Below are 14,478 nucleotides of genomic sequence, written 5' to 3' on the forward strand. Positions count from 1 at the left end.
CAGGACAGCTCCTCGACCAGCCTCTTCCGTGGCGGTTAGTTGTTGGCGCGCTGGATGGCGCGTCGCACGAGTCCGCGGATACCGGGAAGCTGGATCGCGCGCAATGTCATCTCGTTCGCCCAGACCTGGGCTCGGGTGGACGGGGCGAATCGGCTCATGCCGCGGCGGGCGAGGGTCTGGCGCTTGCGCACCTCGGGGCGCAGTGCGGACTCCCAGGCGTCGAAGGCGGCCGCGAGGTCCGCGCCGTACTCGGCCAGGGCGCTGCCGAGGCGGTCCGCGCCGTCGAGGGCCAGGGCCGCGCCGTAGCCCGCGAAAACCGTGACACACCAGGCCGCGTCGCCGAGCAGGACGACGCGGCCCCGGCTCCACCGGTCCAGTACGATCTGGCCGACCGAGTCGAAATAGGCTGTGTCGAAAGGCATTTGAGCCAGCGCGTCGGCGACTCCGCCGCCCAGATCGCCGAACGCCCGGTGCAGCGCGGGCCCGGCGCCGGCCGACAGCTCGGCGCTGGAATCGGCGCAGCGGTAGGTGAAGAAGGCCGAGGAACGCTCCGGCCCGAGGTTCATCACCGCGGCCGTGCGGCCCGGTCCGAGATAGGTGGTGCCGGCGCCCTCGGGCACGTGCCCGGGAGGCGCGGCCAGGGGGAACGCGCCGACCATGTGGCCCAGGTCCACGAAAGCGGCGGGCCCCGCGTCGAATACGAGCTCCCGCACGCGGGAGTGCACGCCGTCCGCGCCGATCAGCAGGTCCGAACGCACCCGGGTGCCGTCACCGAGGGTGACCACGACTTCCGTCGCCGTCTGGTCGATGCCCTGCACGATGCTGCCGAAGCGCAGGTCCGCGTGCTCGGCGACCGCGTCGTACAGTGCGGCCTCCACGTCGCCGCGGAACACGCTCAGGGCCCGATCGCCGACCGCGGCCGCGGCGACCTCGGCCGGAATCCGGAACTTCTCCCGGCCGTCGGCGTGCACGAGGATCGAGCCGAAGAAGCCGATATCGCGGGGTCGCAGCGCGGGAAGCAATCCGAGTCGCTCGGCGGCGGTGTAGCCGGGGCCGTGCAGATTCACCAGATATCCGCCGCTGCGCCGCGCCGGTGCCTGCTCGAGCACGACGACGTGCCAGCCGTCCTGGTGCAGCCGCAGCGCGGCGGCCAGTCCGGCGATCCCCGCGCCGACCACGGTCGCTCGCTTAGCCGTGTGATGGTGTGTCATGTCGTCAACTAGTAGTTGACGATCTGTCGATCGTCAACCTATGGTTGACGCATGCTCGATCCCATGGAACCGCCGCTCGTCACCGGCTCTCCGGCCTCGCTCGGCACGGCCACGGGTCCGGTTCGAATCGTGTGCGGCCCTGCTGATTTCGATGCGGTACGGCCGGGCGATGTCCTGGTCTGCCGCACGACCGACCCGGCCTGGACCGTGTTGTTCGGCATCGTCGCCGCGGTGGTGACCGAAACCGGAGGAATCCTCGCGCACGCGGCGATCGTCGCTCGCGAGTACGGGATTCCCGCCGTGGTGGCGGCCGAAGGCGCGATGACGGCCCTGGTCGGACACGGGATCGTCGCGGTCGACGGCGCCACCGGGCAGGTGCGCGCGCTCCACGCGGAAGGTAATAGCCTGCGATGACCCATGTTTCGCCGAGCTCGCTGCTCGCCCTGCACGCGATCCGCCTCGGCGGTTTCGTCGACACCCAGGCGGTGGCCGACCGGTTCGGAATGCCGGTCGGCCTCGCCGAATCGCAGGTGCGGGAGTGCCGGGCCCGCGGGTGGATCAGCCGATACCGCTTCGGCCCGGACGCCGGCTGGTCGCTGACCGAGAGCGGGCGCGCCGAGAACGAGCGGCAGCTGGCCGCGGAGCTGTCGGCGAGCGGCGCGACAACCGTGGTGGAGAGCGTCTACCGGGACTTCCTGCCGCTCAACGCGCGAGTGGTGCGGGCCTGCACGGACTGGCAGCTGATCGTCCTGCCCGGCGGCGGCCTGCGCGACAACGACCACGCCGACGCCGACCGCGATCACCGCGTTCTCGACGAACTCGCCTTTCTCGCAGCGGAATTGGTGCCGCTGACGGATCGGCTGACCAGCGCGCTGGCTCGATTCTCCGGTTACGACACCCGTTTCGCCGCGGCGCTCGCCGCAGCGCCCGGACGGCCCGAGATGATCACCGGCACCGGGATGGATTCGGCCCATCGCGTCTGGTTCGAACTGCACGAAGACCTGATCGCCACGCTCGGCATCGATCGGGGCGCTTAGCCGGGATCGATCGAAAGCCGATGCCGGAATAGGGAATTGGGATCCCAGCGGGCCTTGATCTCCTGTAGTCGCGGGTAGTTGCCGCGATAGTAGAAGCCGTGCCACGGCACGCCGGAGGTGTTCCAGCGGTAGTCGGTGAGGTCCCGATCCGGATAGTTGATATAGCTGCCGCCGTACACGCCGCCGGGAACGGGGACGCCGCCGCTGTCGGCGTGCAGGTCGTGGAACAGTTCTCGCGCCCAGGTGAGGTAGCGCTCGTCGTCGCCGGGCAGCCGCCAGGTTGCGTGCACGAGCATCGTCATGAAGCTGTCGCGGGCGGGCATCGCCGTGGCGTCCGCCGCCACGGCGTTGACGGCGCCGCCGAAAGGCATGAACTCCACCTGGGATTCACCGAGGAACCGGAGGTCGGTGAGAGAGCGGTGCAGCGTGCGGAGCTGGTCGGCCGAGTAGGCGCGGCGCAGATAGGCCGTCTTGGCTTTAACCCGCGCGCCCGGCATGCCCTTGGGGTAGTAGACATTCGCGACGGTGTCCGCGTAGGAGGCACGGGTGGCCGGCAGCAGTATGGGTGCGGGAAAGACGCCCTGCGAGACCGCGGCGACGAATTCGTCGAACAGCGCCTGGGTATCGGGGCGATCGGCGCGGAGCAGGATCAGGATATCGGAGGGCCCGGCCAGTCCCGGCCGAATGTGCAGTGGCGCATAGAGTTCGGTGAACGGGTCCCCGGGTGCGCTGTGCTGCTCGAAGAACGCGAGATAGTTGCCGACGAAGCGGCCGAACGATTCCTCGCCGAGCGGCGGCAGCAGCAGCCGGGTGTGCAGCATGGCGCCGGGCGGCGCGGGCAGCGCCCGTGCGGGCTCATCGCCCGAGGCGTCGGGGGAACGGAGCAGATACCGCGTCACGACGCCGAAGTTGCCGCCTCCGCCGCCGGTGTGCGCCCACCACAGGTCGGCGTGCGGACCGCCCCTGGTGGCCAGGACCGTCGACGCCGTGCCCGCGCGATCGACGGTGACGACCTCCACCCCGTAGAGGTGATCGGCCATCAGGCCCAGACTGCGCGACAGCGGACCGTAGCCCCCGCCCGCCACGAATCCGCCGACGCCGACGCCCTTGCAGATTCCGGCGGGGGCCGTCACGCCCGCGGCCAGCAGGTGCTCGTAGACGCCGCCCAGATCGGCACCCGCCGCCACCGAGAACGCGTTGTGCTCGCGGTCCCACGTCACCGCGGTCATGCGGTGCAGATCGATGATCGCCCGCGTGCGCTCGTCGTCGACGAAGTCCTCGAAGCAGTGCCCGCCGGACCGGACGGCCATCGCCGCGCCCTCGCCCACCGATCGGGCCACGGCCGCACGCACCTGTTCGGTGTCGGTGGGCACGAAGATGCGGTCGGGACGGGCGGCGAAGCGGCGGTTGTAGCCACGCCCGGCCAGTTCCGCGTACGCCGGATCGCCGGCGCGCAGGACCTGCGGCCCCGCGGCTGCGGCGGGCGGCACCGCCGATCCCGTCGCGAGGGCGCCCGCCGCCGAGGCGGTCAGGAAACTGCGACGAGACAGCGGCATGGGTTCCTTCACGGCGAAAGTGGCTGGTAGCCGACCCAGCCTCGCTCGAATTCAGCGGAGAAACCAGCTTCTGCCGAGGCGTGTCGGAACTATTGCGCCAGCGCGGGCGACGGCTCCGCCATGGAAAGCTTCGGCAGTGCGTAGGGATGTTGGTGGCGCACCCAGCCCAGCAGTTCCTCGCGGACCGCGCAGCGCAGGGTCCACACGTCGTCGGCGTTGCGCGCCGACATCGACGCGCGGACCACGATTCCGGTGGGTGTGCTGTCGGTGACCAGCAGGTTCCAGCTCCGGCCGTCCCAGTCCTCGCGGGTGCCGAGATATTCGTGCAGGTACTCGCGCAGCTCCGCGATCGGGGCGCTGTGATCGAGGTAGAGGAATACCGTGCCGGTGATCTGCGGCCCGCCGCGCGACCAGTTCTCGTAGGGCATGCTGTTGAAATAGGAGACCGGCATGGTGAGCCGGCGGTCGTCCCAGATGCGCACGGTGAGGAAGGCCAGCGTGATCTCCTCCACCGTGCCCCATTCGCCCTCGACCACGACCGTGTCGCCGATCTTCACTGAATCGCCGAAGGCGATCTGCAGACCGGCCATCAGGTTGCCGAGCGTCGACTGCGCGGCCACACCGGCGATGATGCCGATGACACCGGCCGAGGCCAGCATCGAGGTGCCCAGCACGCGCAGGCTCGGGAACAGCAGCAGGATCGCCATGGCCGCGGTCGTCACCACGAGCACCGTGGTCACGATCCGGCGGACCAGCAGCAGCTGGGTGCGCAGGCGGCGCACCCGGGCGGTGTCGCTGGTGCGGTGCGCGTATTTGTCCAGGGTGTTCGCCGCGAACGCGTCCACTCCGCGCACGGTGAGCCAGGCCGCCGACATGATCGCCATGGTGGCCAGCACATTGCGGATCACGTCGTCCTGGCGGAGGTGCAGTTCGGCCAGCGGATAGGTGAAGTGCAGCGTGGCGGTCGCCAGCAGCGCCTGTAACGGCAGTTGCAGGCGGCTCAGCAGTAGGGCCAGCCTGCGCGGGTGCTCCTGGTTCGCGCTGTAGCGCAGGAATCGGCCGATCAGGAGACCGGCCGAGATGGTGATCAGCAGGGTGCCGCCCAACACGATGAGCGGCCGTAGTATCTGCTCCAAGGCGTCCAACTCCTTGCCTTCGGTGACTCGACAGCTATCCGGCTACGGTACCCATCGATGCCGGTGCCCGCGCAAGCCGCTCCGCGCCCGCCCGGCGCCCCATGTTTGAACAGAAGCGCTGCACCGCAGTGAATTTCGTGGCGATTCCGATTCATGATCGAACCGCGAAAGCAGTGAAAAGACTCACGCCCGCTCTCGCCGATCTGTTCGGCTCGGCGGCCGCACGGCCCGCCAGTATCCGCCTGGCTGCACAGCGAGGTCTGTTCCGTAGCCTGGACAGGTGGACCCAGTGGATTCGGCAGACGCGGCATGGGATTTCGCGGGTCCGGTCGGGCTGGCGGGCCTGGGTGGCGCACTCATCGGGTATCGGGATGTGGGTGGGGCGGGGCTGGATTTGCGGGCCGCCGGGGCGTCCTCGATCACGATCGTGATCGGGTTCGGGGAGCAGCCTGTGCGCGTGGATGACGCACTCGGGCACCGGGCGCTCGACGGTTTCGTGGTGGGGTTGCCCGCCGCGGCCATGCGGATACGGAGCGACCGGGCCGAATGCGTCGAGCTGCGCTTGTCGCCGATCCGGGCGTATTCGCTGCTGGGGATCGCGCCGACGGAACTGGGGCGCGGCGTCGTCGCGCTGGAGGACGTGTGGGGAGCGCGGGCCCGGCGGTTGCGTGAGCGGCTGGCCGAGGCGGGAAGCTGGGACGAACGGTTCGGCCTGACGAAAGCCTTTCTGTCGCAGTGCGACCGGGATACGCGCACCCCGGATCCGGAGGTACTCGCCGGATGGCACCGCATCCTCGCCTCGCACGGCCGGGTGCGGATCGGCAGCATCGCCGAATCCGTCGGCTGGAGTCACAAGCGGCTGCTGACCAGGTTCGAGGCCCAGATCGGCCTGACGCCCAAGCGCACGGCGATGCTGGTCCGGTTCCGCCACGCGGTCGACGGCCTGCTGGCGGGGCGCTCCGCCGCCGCGGTCGCCGCCGACGGCGGATACACCGATCAGGCCCATCTCGCCCGCGATGTCGCGCTGTTCGCCGCCCGCACCCCGGGCCTGCTGGCGGCGCACTACCAGCCCGACATCGCGCGCTACCGGTACCGGGCGTGGGGAAATTTTTTCCAAGACCGCTGGTGATCGCCGGTCGATAGTGGTGTGCGTCCACGCCCCTATCGACGACGAGAGGACCCTGTCGTGCGCAACCCCCTGGATCCCGCGAAACTACAGTCCGCCCTGGACGCCATCCACGGCGCGGGCCTGCCCGGCGTCTTCGCCGAAGTCCGCGATCGTGATCGAACCTGGTGCGGCGCGGCCGGATTCGCCGATCTCGGCACCGGCCGCCCGGCGACCCCCGAGCTGCGGCATCGGGTCGGCAGTGTCACCAAGACCTGCACCGCCGCGGCCGTGCTGCGGCAGGTCGAGTGCGGCGCGATCGATCTGGACGCACCGATCGCCCACTACCTGCCCGCATCGGTCCCGGGTGACCGCGGTGCGGCGATCACCGTGCGCATGCTGATCAACCACACCAGTGGCCTGGCCGACTATCTGCCGCGCGCCTATCCCTCGCTGGCCGCCCTGCCCGATGCTGCGAACACGACGCCGAAAAGCCTGGAGGACAACCGATTCACCCGGTTCGACCGGGCCGAGCTGATCGCGCTGGGCGTCTCGGCTCCGCCGGTCGGCCCGCCCGGCGGCGCACCCGGGATCTACTCGAACACGAATTACCTTCTCCTGTGCCAACTTCTGGAGCTGGTCACCGGGCTCTCCGCCGAGAAGTACATCACCGCGGCGGTGCTCGAACCCGCCGGGCTGCGCGACAGCGAGTTGCCGACCGGCCCCGAGATCGCCGGTCTGCATTCGCTGCACTACGAATCGTGGTTCGGCATGTTCGATCCGCCACGCGATTTCAGCGTTTTCGACATGTCCTGGGTGGGACCGGCAGCTTCCCTGATCTCCACCGTCGCCGATCTGAACCGCTTCTACCGGCTGCTGCTCGCCGGCGAGGTCGTCGGCTCCGCGTCGCTGGCGCAGATGCGGCACACCGGGCCGGTCGTCGCCTTCGACGGCACGACCATCGAGTACGGCCTGGGCTTGCACCGGTGGACGGTGCCCGGTCTCGGCGTGCACTGGGGTCACGACGGTTCCGCCTGGGGCGGCGGGGCCCTCTCGATGATCAGCGACGACGGGCACCGGCAGCTGTCGGTCGTGGTGAACATGCAGCGCTGGAATCGTTTCGACGCCGCGGGCAGGCCGCAGCCGCACCCGATCGATCACGCGCTGGGGGCTTTCACCCGGGTGGCGCTGGGTGGCTGACGGCCCGCCGGTCAGAACTGCTCGGCCGGCCGGATGAGACCGCGCCGGATCGCCTCGGCCTTGTAGATCTCTTCCTGCCGGCGGCCCTGGCTCATATTGTCCTGTTGCCCGGTGCGCAGATACTCCTGCACTTTCCGGCGCCAGAAGGCCAGGTGCTGCAGCAACTCTTCGTCCGATTGGCTTTCCGGGGGTCCGAAGTTGATGGCCATGCGCCGCATCATCCGACGGCGCGGCGCCGGACCGGCGCATTGCGGTACTCCCGGCGATTCGCAATGGCGGTTTGCTGAAGTGCCGACAATGCGGTCCGAATAATCCGCAATATCCCGAAAATATGCACGCCCAGACACGTTTTCGCGCCTGCTTGATTTGTGTTTGCTATCAGTTAGCCTTTGCCTGCCCGCCGGGTGCCGGCGGTGGCGAACACAACCAATCGGACGCTGTCGTGAAATGAAGGGCGGTCATGCAGAAGGGCTTTGATCTACAAGTAGCGATCGTCGGAGCTGGGTTCGGCGGCCTGGGTATGGGTGCTGCGCTGCGGCGGATCGGAGTCGAGGATTTCGTGATCTTCGAGAAAGGCGACGACGTCGGCGGAGTGTGGCGGGAGAACACCTACCCGGGGTGTAATTGCGACGTTCCCGCGCACCTGTATTCCTTTTCCTTCGCACCCTATCGGAGTCGGAAAACCCGTTATCCAGGACAAACGGAGATTCTGGAGTATCTGCGCCGGGTCGCGCGGGAGGAAGGCCTGACGCCGCATCTGCGCTTCGGCACCGCGATCACCCACGCGACCTTCCGCGCGGACCTGGGCCGGTGGGAGCTGGTCACCGCCACCGGCGAGCGCGGAATGGCCGACGTGGTGGTCTTCGCCGTCGGGCAACTGCATCGCCCGTACCTGCCCGAATTGCCGGGGCAGGCGGAATTCACGGGTGCGGCTTTCCATTCGGCGCGCTGGGACCACGGCCAGGACCTGCGCGGGCGGGACGTCGCGGTGATCGGCACCGGCTCCAGCGCCGCGCAGCTCCTGCCCGAGATCGCGCCGATCGTGCGCTCCGCGCGCGTCTTCCAGCGGACGCCGCACTGGGTGCTGCCGAAACCGTCCACCGAGTTCGGCGCCGCCGGGCGGTGGGCGCTGCGGCTGCCCGGCGCGCACCGGCTCTACCGGCGCGCCCTGCGCTTCGGCGCCGACACGCTGCTGGCGCCGATCATGCGCCGCGGCTGGTCGGCCCGGCCCGCGGAGTGGGCGGCCCGGCGCTACCTGCGCGCGCAGGTCGCCGATCCGGTGCTGCGCGCGCGGCTCACGCCGAAGTACCCGATCGGCAGCAAGCGGGTGCTGTTCGAGAGCCGCTACTACGCGACGCTGCAGCGCGAGAACGTCGATCTCGTCACCGCCGGCATCGCCCGGATCACACCCGACGGCATCGAAACCGCCGACGGCGTCCGGCATCACGCCGACATCATCGTCTACGCCACCGGTTTCCGGGCCCCGGAATTCCTGGTGCCGGTGACGGTACGCGGTCGCGACGGCGTGCTGCTGCACGAACAGTGGTCCACCGGTGCGCGCGCGTTCATGGGTGTCGCCGTGCCCGGCTACCCCAACGCGTTCCTGATCGCCGGGCCGAACTCGTTCAATCCCGCGGGCAGCAATCCCGACATGAAGGAACACCAGATCGGCTACATCCTGGAGTGCCTGCGCTGGCGGGCCCAAACCGGTGCTGCCACCATCGAACTCAGCGACGAGGCGATGGTGGACTATCAGCAGTGGCTGCGCCGCAACCTGGCGAAAACGGTCTGGCCGGCCACCGGCTGGAGCTGGTACAAGCACGCCAGCGGCCGCGTCACCAGCCCGTGGCCCGCGTCGAGCCGCAAGTTCGAGCGGATGCTGCGCCGGCACCCGGCGCACGATTTCATCCTGGCGGAGGTGCGCACCGATCCCGTCGAGGTGATCCGGCGCGAGCCCGAGCCGGATCGCGCGGTGGGCGCGCACTGATCGAGGCTGCCGGTCCGGGTCGCGACGCCGCGGCCCGGACCGCTATTCCGGGTGTTCGTCCAGATCGGTGGCGAACTCCCGGAGCGCGCCGATCACGCGGACCAGTACGTTGTGCGCGGTTTCGAGGTCGGTGTCGGGCAGTTCGGCCAGGGCGGCCCGCATGCGGGCGCTGACCGGGGTGAAGAACGCGGCGGCGACGCCCATGCCGTGGTCGCTGTAGTGCAGGAGCACGCGGCGGCGGTCGCTGCTGTCGGTGGCGCGTTCCAGGTGGCCGGACTCGATCATGCGCTCGACCAGGTAGGTCACGGCGGCGGGGGAGACGCCGCTGAGCGCGCCGAGCTGGCCCGCCGTGAGCGGCGCGCCCTCGGCCTGCGCCGTGGCGACGTGCATCAGGGCGCGGAAGTCGTTGGGGCGCAGCCTGTTCGCGCGGGCGAAGGTGTGCCCGATCTGCTCCGACACGGCGGACAGCGCGCGCAGGTCGCGCGCGATCTCGGTCTCCAGGAGCCCGCGCTCGGTCCGCGCTGGGTCGCTCATCGGTGCCTCCTTCGCTCCAGGGCCTCAGCGTAGTGCCTGCGCGCAGGGCTTTTGCGAGATATTTAAGTTTCTGAAATAGTGAGGACATGAGTGCCTGGGATCGTTACGCCGCACTGGTCACCGGCCGCAGGTCGTGGGCGGTGCTGCTGCTCGTGATCGTGGCGGGCGCGCTGACCATCGGCCTGGTCGGCAGCAACGACACCGCCGGGCAGGCCCCGAATTCACTCCCGGATTCGGCGGAATCGGCCCGCGCCGCGGCGCTGGCCGAGGACTTCCCGGGCGGGGACACCGCCTCGGTGGTGCTGGTCGCGACCCGTGTCGACGGCGGCGAGCTGACCCCGGCCGACCTGGCCGACATCGACGCCGGGGCCACCCGCCTGCGCGACGGCGCCGCCGCGCAGGCCCCCACGATCGTCGCCCCGGACCGCCGCGCGGCCCTGGCCCCGGCGTCGGTTCCCGCCGAACTGGACGGCACGGCACTCACCGAGCGCGTGACGCAGCTGCGCGCCGCCGTCGCGCAGGGCGCTCCGGAGCAGTTGCGCTTGCAGCTCACCGGCGGCCCCGCCTTCGGCGCGGACATCTCGGAGTCGTTCTCCGGAGCCAACATTCTGCTGCTCGCCGCGACCGCCGTGGTCGTGATGGTGCTGCTGATCGTCACCTACCGCTCACCGCTGCTGTGGCTGCTGCCGCTGTCGGTGGTCGGACTGGCCGATCGCGTGGCGTCCGCCGTCGGCACGGGTCTGGCGCAGCCGACCGGGCTGGCCTTCGACGGCTCCACCGCGGGCATCACCAGCGTGCTCGTCTTCGGCGCGGGCACCAACTACGCGCTGCTGCTGGTCTCGCGCTACCGCGACGAACTGCACCGGCACCCCGAACACCGCGACGCGCTGCGCGCGGCGGTCCGCCGGGCGGGGCCGGCGATCCTCGCCAGCAATGCCACGGTGGTGATGGCGCTGCTCACCCTGTTGCTCGCGCTGCTGCCGAACACCCGGGGCCTGGGCGCGTTCGCGGCGGCGGGCCTGGTGGTCGCCCTGCTCTTCGTCCTGTTCGCCCTGCCGCCCGCGCTGGCGCTGTGCGGCCGAAAGATCTTCTGGCCCTTCGTGCCCCGCGTCGACAACCGGGATCAGGCCCGCACGGGTGTCTGGTACGAGGTGGCGCGCCGCGTGGTGCGCCGTCCGGTGCGGGTGCTGATTCCGGTGCTGGCCGCGCTGGCGGTGTGCGCCGGTGGTCTGCTGACCACCGATGTGGGGCTCGCGCAGACCGAGCAGTTCCGGGTCAGCGCCGAATCGGTGGACGGGGTCAACACCCTGGCCGAGCACTTCCCCTCGGGCGCCTCGGACCCCGCGTTCGTGCTGGCCCGGACCGAACGGTCCGAGCAGGTGCAGGCCGAGCTCGACGCGGCCGCCGGCGTATCCCGGGCGACCATCGGTCCGGCCGGCAACGGACTGACCCGCTGGTCGGTCGTGCTGGAGGGCGCGCCGGCCTCGGGCGAGGCGTTCGCGGCGATCGAGGACATCCGGTCCAGGCTGGCCGGTGTCGCGGGAGCCGAGGCGCTGGTCGGCGGCTCGGACGCGCAGGCCCTCGACATCCGCGACGCGGCGCGCCGCGATCAGGCGCTTGTCATCCCGCTGATCCTGGCGGTGGTGCTGCTCGTGCTGCTGGTGCTGTTGCGCGCGATACCGGCCGCGCTGATCCTGGTCGGGGTGACCGTCGTGAGCGCGCTCGCGGCGCTGGGACTGGGCAGCTGGATCAGCGCGCACGTCTTCGGCTATCCCGCCCTGGACACCAATGTGCCGCTGTTCGGGTTCCTGTTCCTGGTCGCGCTCGGCGTGGACTACACGATCTTCCTGGTGGTCCGGGCCCGCGAGGAGGCCGCGGAGCACGGCACCACCGAGGGCATGGTGCGCGCCGTGGCCTCCACCGGCTCGGTCATCACCAGCGCGGGCCTCGTGCTGGCCGCGGTGTTCTGCGTGCTGGGCGTGCTGCCGCTGATCACCCTGACCCAGCTGGGCATCGTGGTCGGCATCGGCATCCTGCTCGACACCTTCGTCGTCCGTACCGTCGCCGTGCCCGCCCTGTTCGCGATCCTCGACGATCGCATCTGGTGGCCGGGCACGGTCGGCGCGCCGGGGAGGGTCACCGGCCGAGGCCGGGGGATGCTTGTCGGCCGGTGACGTCCTACCTGCGGAGTGCGCTCGGCACTCCCGGCTCCGGCACGTTTGCTGGACCGTCGCCGAGGGGAGTTCGCTGAGCGGCGCGCCGAGGTTTGGTCGCCGAACTGTCACTGGTGAGGGCGATAGGGTCGAGCATGATCGGATTCGGCACACCCGCGCGTCCGCCCCTTGCGCTGCCCACGCCCCCGGCGTGGTCGCTGATCGTGCTCGCGGTGTTGTTCGCCGGGTTGACCGTGGCCGTGTGCACCGGAAACGGCGGAACGGCCTTCGACGACTCGGTGCGTGACTGGGCCCTGGCCCGGCGCACCGCCACCGCGACCGACCTGGCCACGGTGGTCACCCACGCGGGCAGCGGCACGGCGATGCTCGCGCTCGCGATCCTCGCCGCGGTGCTGTTCGCCCGGCGCGGGCACCGCTGGGTCGCCGGGCTGATCCTGGTGGCCGCCGCCGGTGCGCAGCCGATCAGCAATCTGAGCAAACTGCTGATCGGCCGGGCGCGCCCGCCGGTCGGCGAGCACCTCGTCGGCGTGGCCAGCCGCTCGTACCCCTCCGGCCACAGCCTCAATTCCCTGGTGGTCGTGGTGATCGTCGCCGTCGCGCTGGCGGCCGTGCTCCGGCGGCGGTCGCAGCGCCTCGCCCTCGCCGCCGGGACCGCGATCTTCGTTGTCGCGGTCGGCTTTTCGCGTGTCTACCTGGGCGTGCACTGGCCGACCGACGTGCTCGGCGGCTGGCTGCTGGGCGCGCTGTGGCTCGGGCTGTGCCTGCTCGGCTACCGGGCCGCGGTTGCGCGCGCCGCCGCCGCCGGATAGCGCGCGTCCCCGGCACCGGGCTGCCGGGGACGCGGCGAGCCTCAGCCCGCGACCGTCGCGGACCGGGTGGCCTCGACCGCCTCCCCGATCCACGGCAGCACCGCCGCGCGCACCGGGACGCTCTTGGCGATGAGCCCGTTGGCGGCCAGCAGATCGGCCGCGCGCTGCTGCTCGTCCAGGAAGGCGTCCGAGACCGGATGAATGCCGAACGGGCGGCCGCGCAGCGCCGCCTCCCACGCGTCGAGGTCCGCGCTGCCGCCGCGCGCGACGATGTCGTCGACGAAGTACTGCGCCGCGGCGCGGGGGTTCTCGGTGATCCAGGCGTCGGATTCCTGGAGCGCGGCGATGATCGCGGTGAGCGCTTCCCGGTTCTGCTCGGCGAAGTCGCGGCGGGTGAACCACAGCGACGGATGGCTGAACACGGATTCGGTGTCGACCAGGGTGCGCAACTCGGCGACCGCTTCGATGGCCGCCAAACCGGGATAGGCGCCCACCCAGGCGTCGAGATCGCCGTCCAGCAGGGCGGTTCCGCCGTTCACGTCGGTGTCGACCGGTTCGATGTCGGCCCAGGTCGAACCCGCCCGGTCCAGCGCGAACAGCAGCAGGGTGGTCTGCCAGGAGCCGTGCGCGATGCCGACGCGCTTGCCGCGCAGATCCGCGACGGATTCGATGCCGCTGTCCGCCTTGGCGACCAGGCGGCCGTTCTCGACGCGCGGCCCGGAGATGCCGAGGTAGACGATGTCGCGATCGTTGGCCAGCGCGGTGACCGGCGGTGTGAAGCCGGTCCCGATGACGTCGTACCCGCCGTCGGCGAACAGCCAGTCCGAATGCAGGGACGGCAGTGCGGTTTTCACGTCGACGCGCGGGGATTCGGGCAGCGCGCGCAGATCCACCCACTCCACGTCCGGGATCGTGCGCTCCACGATGCCGCGATGGCGCAGCACGAACAGCGAGTTGTTGTGCGGGAAGTAGCCGATGCGAACAGCCATGCCAGATTTCCTTCGAGAGTGTGGACGGGGTCAGAGCAGGCCGCGGCGGCGCGCCTCGTCGGCGAGGCCGGTCCGGCCCCACTGCACCGCCAGGTTGGACGGATCGAATTCGGCCGAGCCGCCGAGGGTTTCGGCGATGGCCTGGTACTGCGCGCCCTCCTCGAGCAGCACGACCAGCTTGGCCAGCTGGAGCAGCCCGCCGCGCCCGAGGACGTTGGCGCCGCCGTTGGCCTCGAAGATGGCGATGAGGTCGGGGTCGGCGGCCAGGCGCTGGAGGATGAACTCACCCGCGCCGACGCTGCGATCGATGTGCGGCGGAATCTCCCGCGACAGGGTCAGGCGCTGCACCGCCGCGTAGCGGATGGGCAGGGTGCGGTGGGTCTGCGCCCAGCCGCCCAGCCACGGTGAGTGCACGTGTACCACGGAGGTGATCTCCGGATGGGCGCGAAACACCTTGGCGTAGCCGGTGACGAAACCGGCGGATCCCGTGCCGGACAGCACTTCTCCGTCGAAGGTCGCGACCACGGGGGTGAGGGTGCGGTCTTCGGCCCAGGGGCCGGGTTCATCGAGCGCGACGGCGAGGTCTTCGCCGGGCACGCGTTCGACGAAGTTGACGGTGCCGTTGCCGGTCACGGTGCCGGTCTCGCGCAGCACCCGGAACGCCGTCTCGGCGGCGCGGGTCGCGGCGGCGACGAAATCGGTGACGGACTGTGGGAGAAGGGTTTCGGTGGTGGTCATGG

14 protein-coding genes are annotated in these 14,478 nt (G+C 70.6%); 7 read left to right on the plus strand and 7 right to left on the minus strand.

Annotated features, from left to right (window positions below):
- Nucleotides 1-35 precede the first annotated feature (35 nt).
- Complete coding sequence (locus AB0I43_RS16780) at nucleotides 36-1,211, minus strand: FAD-dependent monooxygenase (protein ID WP_357432436.1); 1,176 nt, start codon at nucleotides 1,209-1,211, stop codon at nucleotides 36-38.
- Between the two features lie 51 nt (nucleotides 1,212-1,262).
- Between AB0I43_RS16780 and AB0I43_RS16785 the strand changes: the two genes are divergently transcribed.
- Together AB0I43_RS16785 and AB0I43_RS16790 are read left to right on the plus strand one after the other, a co-directional pair.
- Nucleotides 1,263-1,625 carry a PEP-utilizing enzyme gene (locus tag AB0I43_RS16785; RefSeq protein ID WP_356978523.1) on the plus strand — a complete coding sequence of 121 codons (363 nt, stop codon included), beginning with the start codon at nucleotides 1,263-1,265 and terminating at the stop codon, nucleotides 1,623-1,625.
- A complete protein-coding gene (locus AB0I43_RS16790; protein ID WP_357432437.1) occupies nucleotides 1,622-2,248 on the plus strand; it encodes a hypothetical protein in 627 nt (208 codons plus the stop codon). The genes AB0I43_RS16785 and AB0I43_RS16790 overlap by 4 nt, the downstream gene beginning before the upstream one ends.
- Here the strand turns inward: AB0I43_RS16790 and AB0I43_RS16795 are convergent.
- The gene (locus tag AB0I43_RS16795) at nucleotides 2,245-3,804 is read right to left on the minus strand and encodes an FAD-binding protein (RefSeq protein WP_357432438.1); all 1,560 of its coding nucleotides are present in this window, start codon (nucleotides 3,802-3,804) and stop codon (nucleotides 2,245-2,247) included. The genes AB0I43_RS16790 and AB0I43_RS16795 overlap by 4 nt on opposite strands.
- Before the next feature lie 89 nt (nucleotides 3,805-3,893).
- Entirely contained in the window at nucleotides 3,894-4,940 is a 1,047-nt protein-coding gene (locus tag AB0I43_RS16800) for a mechanosensitive ion channel domain-containing protein (protein WP_356978518.1), read from the minus strand.
- 280 nt (nucleotides 4,941-5,220) lie between these two features.
- Here AB0I43_RS16800 and AB0I43_RS16805 point away from each other — a divergent pair, with 280 nt between their 5' ends.
- Entirely contained in the window at nucleotides 5,221-6,069 is an 849-nt protein-coding gene (locus AB0I43_RS16805; protein WP_357432439.1) for a helix-turn-helix domain-containing protein, read from the plus strand.
- A gap of 57 nt (nucleotides 6,070-6,126) precedes the next feature.
- Nucleotides 6,127-7,245 (plus strand): serine hydrolase domain-containing protein, encoded by a 1,119-nt coding sequence (locus AB0I43_RS16810; protein ID WP_356978516.1) that lies wholly within the window; start codon nucleotides 6,127-6,129, stop codon nucleotides 7,243-7,245.
- An 11-nt stretch (nucleotides 7,246-7,256) separates the two neighbouring features.
- Here the strand turns inward: AB0I43_RS16810 and AB0I43_RS16815 are convergent, their stop codons facing one another.
- On the minus strand, nucleotides 7,257-7,454 hold the full coding sequence (locus AB0I43_RS16815) for a hypothetical protein (protein ID WP_356978514.1): 198 nt from the start codon (nucleotides 7,452-7,454) through the stop codon (nucleotides 7,257-7,259).
- 251 nt (nucleotides 7,455-7,705) lie between these two features.
- Between AB0I43_RS16815 and AB0I43_RS16820 the strand changes: the two genes are divergently transcribed.
- Nucleotides 7,706-9,232 (plus strand): NAD(P)/FAD-dependent oxidoreductase, encoded by a 1,527-nt coding sequence (locus AB0I43_RS16820; RefSeq protein ID WP_356978513.1) that lies wholly within the window; start codon nucleotides 7,706-7,708, stop codon nucleotides 9,230-9,232.
- Nucleotides 9,233-9,274: 42 nt separating this feature from the next.
- Here AB0I43_RS16820 and AB0I43_RS16825 read toward each other — a convergent pair whose 3' ends face one another.
- Nucleotides 9,275-9,766: a MarR family winged helix-turn-helix transcriptional regulator gene (locus tag AB0I43_RS16825; protein ID WP_356978512.1), complete on the minus strand. Its 492-nt coding sequence runs from the start codon at nucleotides 9,764-9,766 to the stop codon at nucleotides 9,275-9,277.
- 86 nt (nucleotides 9,767-9,852) lie between these two features.
- On the opposite strand from AB0I43_RS16825, the gene AB0I43_RS16830 reads away from it, so the two are divergent.
- Together AB0I43_RS16830 and AB0I43_RS16835 are read left to right on the plus strand one after the other, a co-directional pair.
- Entirely contained in the window at nucleotides 9,853-11,940 is a 2,088-nt protein-coding gene (locus AB0I43_RS16830) for an MMPL family transporter (RefSeq protein ID WP_356978510.1), read from the plus strand.
- Nucleotides 11,941-12,074: 134 nt separating this feature from the next.
- Complete coding sequence (locus AB0I43_RS16835; RefSeq protein WP_356978508.1) at nucleotides 12,075-12,749, plus strand: phosphatase PAP2 family protein; 675 nt, start codon at nucleotides 12,075-12,077, stop codon at nucleotides 12,747-12,749.
- A 41-nt stretch (nucleotides 12,750-12,790) separates the two neighbouring features.
- Here AB0I43_RS16835 and AB0I43_RS16840 read toward each other — a convergent pair whose 3' ends face one another.
- A complete protein-coding gene (locus AB0I43_RS16840) occupies nucleotides 12,791-13,738 on the minus strand; it encodes an ABC transporter substrate-binding protein (protein ID WP_356978506.1) in 948 nt (315 codons plus the stop codon).
- Nucleotides 13,739-13,768: 30 nt separating this feature from the next.
- Nucleotides 13,769-14,476: a class II aldolase/adducin family protein gene (locus tag AB0I43_RS16845; RefSeq protein WP_356978505.1), complete on the minus strand. Its 708-nt coding sequence runs from the start codon at nucleotides 14,474-14,476 to the stop codon at nucleotides 13,769-13,771.
- Nucleotides 14,477-14,478: the final 2 nt, after the last annotated feature.

The organism is Nocardia sp. NPDC050435, assembly GCF_040655395.1.
In the GTDB taxonomy this organism is placed as follows: Bacteria; Actinomycetota; Actinomycetes; order Mycobacteriales; family Mycobacteriaceae; genus Nocardia.